This window comes from Rhizobium sp. CRRU65 (assembly GCF_048551595.1).
GTDB lineage: Bacteria > Pseudomonadota > Alphaproteobacteria > Rhizobiales > Rhizobiaceae > Rhizobium > Rhizobium leguminosarum_J.
Genome location: NZ_JBLYZH010000033.1, coordinates 24397 through 30759, shown reverse-complemented (window position 1 = coordinate 30759; position 6363 = coordinate 24397). Strand labels below are relative to the sequence as shown.

The window sequence follows — 6363 nt, the reverse complement described above, 5'->3', positions numbered from 1 at the left end:
AACAAAGCGCAGCCGCTCGTCCATGATGCCAGTCTCTCTCCAAACCATCGCCGGGCCCTCCCGGCTGCTAGAGAACTGTCACCTATGTAAACGGTCCGTTCTGTTACCTATCTATCCGGGTCGGACAGGTTCCGGCACCTGGCAGGGAGGGGAGAGACCTTGGAAAGAGGGCACCAGACTTCGCGACAAGCGAGATTGGAGGCGAGTGCCTCTAATTGGCCGGCGAGATGCTCGTGCTTTGCGACCTCCGACGGATGTGTCGAGCGCTATCTGTTTGGACGGCCGTGTTCGTCGTAGAGATCGTCATGGACGGAGGTCGGCCTGAACGGCGCCATGAACCGGCCGGGCCGCGAGATCCCCGATCGTGTCGATCGGATGGCGGTTCTTCCGCTGCCCTAGTGCGATGTCGTAACCCTCAAGCGCTTGCTCAAGGAGCTTCTCAACCTGCCTACTGGTGCGCCGTGCGGGCGAATGGGTAGTTCTTCGCCCTGGCGCAGAGGACGGAGAGCCGTTCGGAGATCGGTTTGCGCTCTGCGCTACAGATCTAAGAGCTTACATCTGAGCGCAAAGGCGGCTCATTACCGACACCTGCCCTATTGGTGGCAGAAGTAATAGGCCATATCGCTTCTAGTTAACGCGGGATTTACCATAATTTCAATGCGTTATGATGGTGATAAGTAGTCAAACGACGCTACGTGCTGACGGAGGACGGTGATCTTCACGTGCTGGACGTGATCAAGGGCGAGATCGTTCGCAAGGGTAAGGTCACGGAAGCCTACAGCAAGGACGGCCATTGGCGTGATCCGCGTCCGCGTCTCGCTGTTGCGGACGCCCATCTTGCCATTACCGATCCGCGGCATTCGCTGGTTCGCATCGTCGACGCCGAGAGCTTGAAGGAAGTTCGTGCGATCCCAGTCGAAGGCAAGCCCTTTACGATCGTTGCTGTAGGCGGCTCCGGCGCCTCGCATTGACGCGATGGCCTCGGTCCGGAAGCATTTGTTAGCTTCGGACCGAGCTCGTTCCATGGGGAGATGGCGATGCAGCATACCCTCGATGACGACCTGAAGCTCGCGAAAACCAGAGCCTGGTGCTCTCGATTCACGCCGGAAACAAAAGTTCAACGACGGTTCCCTTGCCCGGCAGCGAGGCAATGCGAGCGTCTCCACCGCTTTGGCGTACGAAGCCATAGACCACTGCAAGGCCAAGACCCGCGCCTCCTTCCGCGCCACGCGTGGTGAAATAGGGCTCGAACGCCTTGTCGACGGCCTCCGGCGACATACCGATGCCGTCATCCGTCACGCTGACGCTGACGCCAGCCTCGCTGCGGGAGCAACGAATAAGGATTGTTCCACCCGCTGGCATGGCCGCAGCGGCGTTGAGACAAAGATTGAGGATCGATTGCTCGAAGAGCGCCGTGTCGATGAAGACGATAGGCAGGTCGTCGGCAATTTCGAAGGCAAGCCGGCAATTTTCGCCGATCGCGATTTCCAGCACGTCGGCCATGCCGCGCAGCACGGCGCCAATCTCCACCGCGCCGGGATGGATCGGCTGCTGGCTGCCGATGGAAAGCATGCTCCCGGCCAGCGACCTGCCACGGTCGGCAGCTTTACGGATGCGGGCGAGGTGCCGTTTTTGCCGGTCATTGAAGCCGGTTTCGCGCTCCAGCAGGCCGAGGCTACCGGTGATGATGCCGATCATGTTGCCTACTTCGTGGCTCACCTGGTGGGTCATGCGCATGATGCCGTCGAGGCGTTGGATCTTTGCTGCCTCCGCCTCCTGCCGGTCTATGTCGGTAATATCGCGCGCCAGCAGCACGATTCCGCCATCGGGCTGGCGCGACAGCGACACTTCCGTCACCCGCCCCACGTCGGAGCGGTGGCGCAGCACCGACCGGTCGGAGAGCAGACCGGCATCGTTTTCGGCCGGCAGGAGGGTCGGCTCGATCTCCGTTAGCGGCGCCACGAAACTGCGGAGCGGCAGTTTCCTGGCCGAACCAGACCAGCCGACCAGCTCGATGACACGCCGGTTCATGGTGATCGGCCGGCCGCGCGGATCAAACAACGCGATGCCCTCGTTCATGCTGCGGAAGGTGGAGCGGATGGTGCGTGCGGCGGCTTCCGCCGTGCGCCGCAGCTGCGTCACGCGCTCGACGCTCTCCCGGAACGCGCGGAAGGCTTCGAGCAGACGCACGAGCTCGGTTTCCGTGCCGTCATAGCGCGGCGTATCAACATCCTTGCGACCTTCTGCCAGCGCGTTCATGCCGTTCGAAAGGGAGACGATGCCGCGTGAGACGCGCATGACCGATCGGATCGAGACGATGGCCATTGCCAGCACCAGCAGCGAGGCGACGGCGACGATGACGAGGATGCGGCTCAAGGCATCGGAGGTCGAGATGAGGTCGTCACTGAGGCTGCGGGCGACGGCCTCGCTTTGGGTTTCAGTCGCATGCGACAGATCGCGCGAGACGTTGTGCAGGCGCGAGACGGCGGCGCGGATGGCGAACATTTCGAGGAGATACCGCGTCTGTGCCTCGAAGACCCGTTCGTAAGGCGCAAGCTCGGCGGCGGCAATCCGGGTGTCCGGCGCGGCACGTTCGAGGCGCGGGGCGGTTTCCGACACGTAGCGCCGCCGCAGTTCGCCGAGCTGAAAGAGGCTGTCCGAGTTGGAGGCGGATTGCACGATGGCGTTCAACCGACTGCGGAAACCGGCGTCTGCAATGCCGCTGCCGGTCGCGATCTCACCGAGCGCTGCTGCAGCCTCCGCCTTGTGCTGCTGGGCCGATTCTGCGTCGCCCGCAAGGGTGGTCGTTTGCGTGCGGATCGTTTCCAGCAGCTCGATGATGCGGCTACTCGCAAAACCCTGCACGGCAGCCCCGTCGTTTTCAGGTTGCATGGCGCGCAAAAGCGCGTCGACCTGCACGACGACCGAGCGGCTTTCGCTGGAGACCCGGTAGGGTGAGGTCGCATTCATCAGGAAGGGCGCACTGGAGACGAGATCGGAAACCTGCCGCGAGACCAGCGAGGCCTTGGCGAGACTTGAAAACGCCTGCAGGCCATAGGCGGCCATCTCTTGGCGCGCCCGCTGCAGGCCATAGACGGCAATGGTCGAAAGGCTGAAGACGAGCACGCAGATGAAGGCGATGGCGAAGGGCAGGCGAAAGGCGATGGAGGAGAGGAAGGGGCGGCTGATCACGGTGCGATCTCGCCATCGTCTGTGTCGAGAACATAGCCCTTGCCGCGGCGCGTCTTGATATGGCGCGGCAGGTCCGGATTGCGCTCGATCTTGCGACGCAGACGCAGCACGAGCACGTCGACATTGCGGTCGATATAGCGCTCGCTTTCCGCGCCCAATCGATCGAGGATATGCGCGCGGCTAACGGGTGTGTTGGGCGTTTCGGCGAGGATTTCGAGCAGCGCGAATTCGGCGCTCGTGAGCGACTTGGCAGGGTCGGTGCGGCAGATGGCGCGGCGGCCCTTGAGATCCACCGACCATTCGCCGAGCTTCAGGGATGTCGGTTCATGCTCCCGCTCGCTTTCCCGGTCCGGCTTCAGCGAGGGGATCGTCCGGCGCAGCACGGCCTTGATACGGGCAGTCAATTCGATAGGCTCGAAGGGTTTGACGACATAGTCGTCTGCCGCGGTTTCGAGACCGAGCACCCGGTCCACGGCGCTGCCGGCAGCCGTCACCATGACAATGCCGATATTGGCCTGCGCACGCAGGCGCTGCGCGAAGGTGCGGCCGGAGGTGCCGGGCAGGTTATGGTCGACGAGCACGAGATGCACGGTTTCGCGCGAAAGCACGATCGTGGCCTCTTCCGCGGACGGCGCGGTGAGCGCTGTCCATCCTTCCGCCTCAACGAGGTCGGAGATAAGCTCCGCCATGTCCGGATCGTCCTCGACGATCAGAATGGTTATCCTCTCATTCAACACATGCACGTCCTCCCGCGCCTATTATAGGCAGAGCCGCCACGATCTTCAAAGCGAGCTCTTGTTATGCGATTTGTCACATTTGTAACCTTTGTCATGTTTTCGACGATGAAGCCGCTCCCGCTGTAAGAACCGTAACCATTCTTCGATTGCGCAGCGAAACAGATGTGACATCCTGACTGCGGAGATTGGGACGCACCGTCCAATGGGAGGAAATTGTGAAAGGCATCACCGCTTTCAGCGCGGTAGCAGCTTTGTGGCTGGCAAGCGCCAGCACCGGCATGGCAGCCCCGTCGCTCACCGTTCTGTGCGGTGTGGACGAGATGTGGTGTGCCGCGATGAAGACGGCCTATGAGGCAAAGACCGGGCTCGAAATTTCGGTGACGCGCAAGAGCACCGGCGATATCCTCAATCAGATCCGCGCGGAGAAAGCGGCGCCTACCGTCGATGTCTGGTGGGGCGGCACCGGCGATACCCATCTGCAGGCCGGTTCTGAAAATCTTCTCGAACCGTATCAGCCTGCCCATGAGCGCGACATGCTGCCGTGGGCGCAGAACTTCTTTGCCATGTCCGGCGGCCGCTCGGCCGGCATTTATGCGGGGGCGCTCGGCTTTGCCTACAATGCCGACCTGCTGCGCGAGCTGAAGCTGCCCGCGCCGACCTGCTGGAAGGACCTCACGGACGTCGCCTATCGCGGCCGCATCCAGAGCGGCAATCCGAATTCGTCCGGCACCGCCTTCACGACGCTTGCGACGTTGGTGCAGCTCTTCGGCGAGGACGAGGCTTTCCGTTATCTCGCTGCGCTCAACCGCAATATCGAGCGTTACACCCCCTCGGGGGCTGCGCCCGTCAAGGCGGCGGCGCGCGGAGAAACGCTCATCGGCATTTCCTTCATGCATGACGCCGTCACGCAGAAGCAAGTCGGCTTTCCCCTCGTCATCGTCGCGCCCTGCGAGGGCACCGGATACGAGATCGGCGCCGTGAGCATCGTCAAAGGCGCACGAAATATCGAGGAAGCAAAGCGCTTCGTCGATTTCGCGCTGAGCCCGGAAGGGCAGGGTACAGGCGCGGCGTCGGGCCAAAACCAAGTGCCATCCAACGCGAAATCCAGCCTGCCGCTTGCAGCCCCGGATATCTCGATGATCAAGATGGTGGACTATGACTTTGCCACCTTCGGCTCGCCGGGTGAACGAAGTCGACTGCTCCGCAGGTTCGATGCGGAAATCGCCGTGACAAACTGATCAAGGTCTTTCGACAAACCACAATCCGAAAACATGCACACGCCGCCGCGGGCAGGCCGATGGCCGCGCTGTGTCTTGTTCGTGCGAGAATTAACCCAGGCAACAGGAGGATGCCCCAATGAAAATGAAGACCCTTTCCCTCATGCTCTTCGCCGGCACGGCGCTCGGTGCGCTACCGGCGCAGGCGGCCGGCGAACTCAACCTCATCTGCTCGGCGGACGTCGTGATCTGCGAGCAGATGAAGGGCGATTTCGAGAAGTCGCATAGCGACATCAAGGTGAACATGGTTCGCCTCTCGTCGGGCGAGACCTATGCCAAGGTGCGCGCCGAGTCTCGTAACCCGAAGACCGACATCTGGTGGGCTGGCACAGGCGATCCGCATCTCCAGGCGGCATCGGAAAATTTGACGCTGGAATACAAGTCGTCGAAACTCGACGAACTCAACGACTGGGCGAAGAAGCAGGCAGAAAGCTCCGGTTACAAGACCGTCGGCGTTTATGCCGGCGCGCTCGGCTGGGGCTACAACACGGAAATCTTCAAGACCAAGGGCTACAAGGAGCCAGTCTGCTGGGCCGACCTTTTGGCACCGGAACTGAAGGGTGAAATTCAAATCGCGAACCCGAATTCTTCCGGCACCGCTTACACGGCGCTCGCCTCTCTCGTGCAGATCATGGGCGAGGACCAGGCTTTCGACTACCTGAAGAAGCTGAACGGCAACATATCGCAATATACCAAGTCCGGATCGGCACCCGTCAAGGCCGCAGCACGCGGCGAGACGGCGCTCGGCATCGTCTTCGTGCACGATGCGGTGGCGCAGACGGCTGAAGGCTTCCCGGTCAAGTCGATCACGCCTTGCGAAGGTACCGGCTACGAGATCGGCTCCATGTCGATCATCAAGGGCGCCCGCAACCTCGAAAATGCGAAGGTCTGGTACGACTGGGCGCTGACGGCGGAAGTCCAGTCGCGCATGAAGGATGCCAAGTCTTTCCAGCTGCCTTCCAACAAGAGCGCCGTAATCCCGAAGGAGGCGCCGCGCTTCGAGGACATCAAGCTGATCGACTACGACTTCAAGACCTATGGCGACCCAGCAAAGCGCAAGGCACTGCTGGAACGCTGGGATCGGGAAATCGGCGCCGCCGCCAACTGATGCCCTGACCGGCGGCGCCCGTCTCCCCGGGCGCCGCCTCCTCACACTC

At 61.9% G+C, this 6363-nt stretch carries 4 protein-coding genes and 1 pseudogene; 3 read left to right on the top strand and 2 right to left on the bottom strand.

Going from position 1 to position 6363, the window contains the following annotated elements:
- Positions 1-692: 692 nt before the first annotated feature.
- Positions 693-971 (top strand): annotated as a pseudogene (locus tag ACM5SV_RS36145) (hypothetical protein); the annotation flags it as partial.
- A gap of 127 nt (positions 972-1098) precedes the next feature.
- Here ACM5SV_RS36145 and ACM5SV_RS36140 read toward each other — a convergent pair.
- Positions 1099-3192 carry an ATP-binding protein gene (locus ACM5SV_RS36140; protein WP_222018281.1) on the bottom strand — a complete coding sequence of 698 codons (2094 nt, stop codon included), beginning with the start codon at positions 3190-3192 and terminating at the stop codon, positions 1099-1101.
- Positions 3189-3929 carry a response regulator gene (locus ACM5SV_RS36135; RefSeq protein WP_012759964.1) on the bottom strand — a complete coding sequence of 247 codons (741 nt, stop codon included), beginning with the start codon at positions 3927-3929 and terminating at the stop codon, positions 3189-3191. The genes ACM5SV_RS36140 and ACM5SV_RS36135 overlap by 4 nt, the downstream gene beginning before the upstream one ends.
- A 215-nt stretch (positions 3930-4144) precedes the next feature.
- Between ACM5SV_RS36135 and ACM5SV_RS36130 the strand changes: the two genes are divergently transcribed.
- Both ACM5SV_RS36130 and ACM5SV_RS36125 read left to right on the top strand, forming a co-directional pair.
- Positions 4145-5167 (top strand): ABC transporter substrate-binding protein, encoded by a 1023-nt coding sequence (locus ACM5SV_RS36130; protein ID WP_012759965.1) that lies wholly within the window; start codon positions 4145-4147, stop codon positions 5165-5167.
- A gap of 118 nt (positions 5168-5285) precedes the next feature.
- Positions 5286-6314, top strand: coding sequence for an ABC transporter substrate-binding protein (locus ACM5SV_RS36125; RefSeq protein WP_012759966.1), 1029 nt, complete (start codon positions 5286-5288; stop codon positions 6312-6314).
- Positions 6315-6363 lie beyond the last annotated feature (49 nt).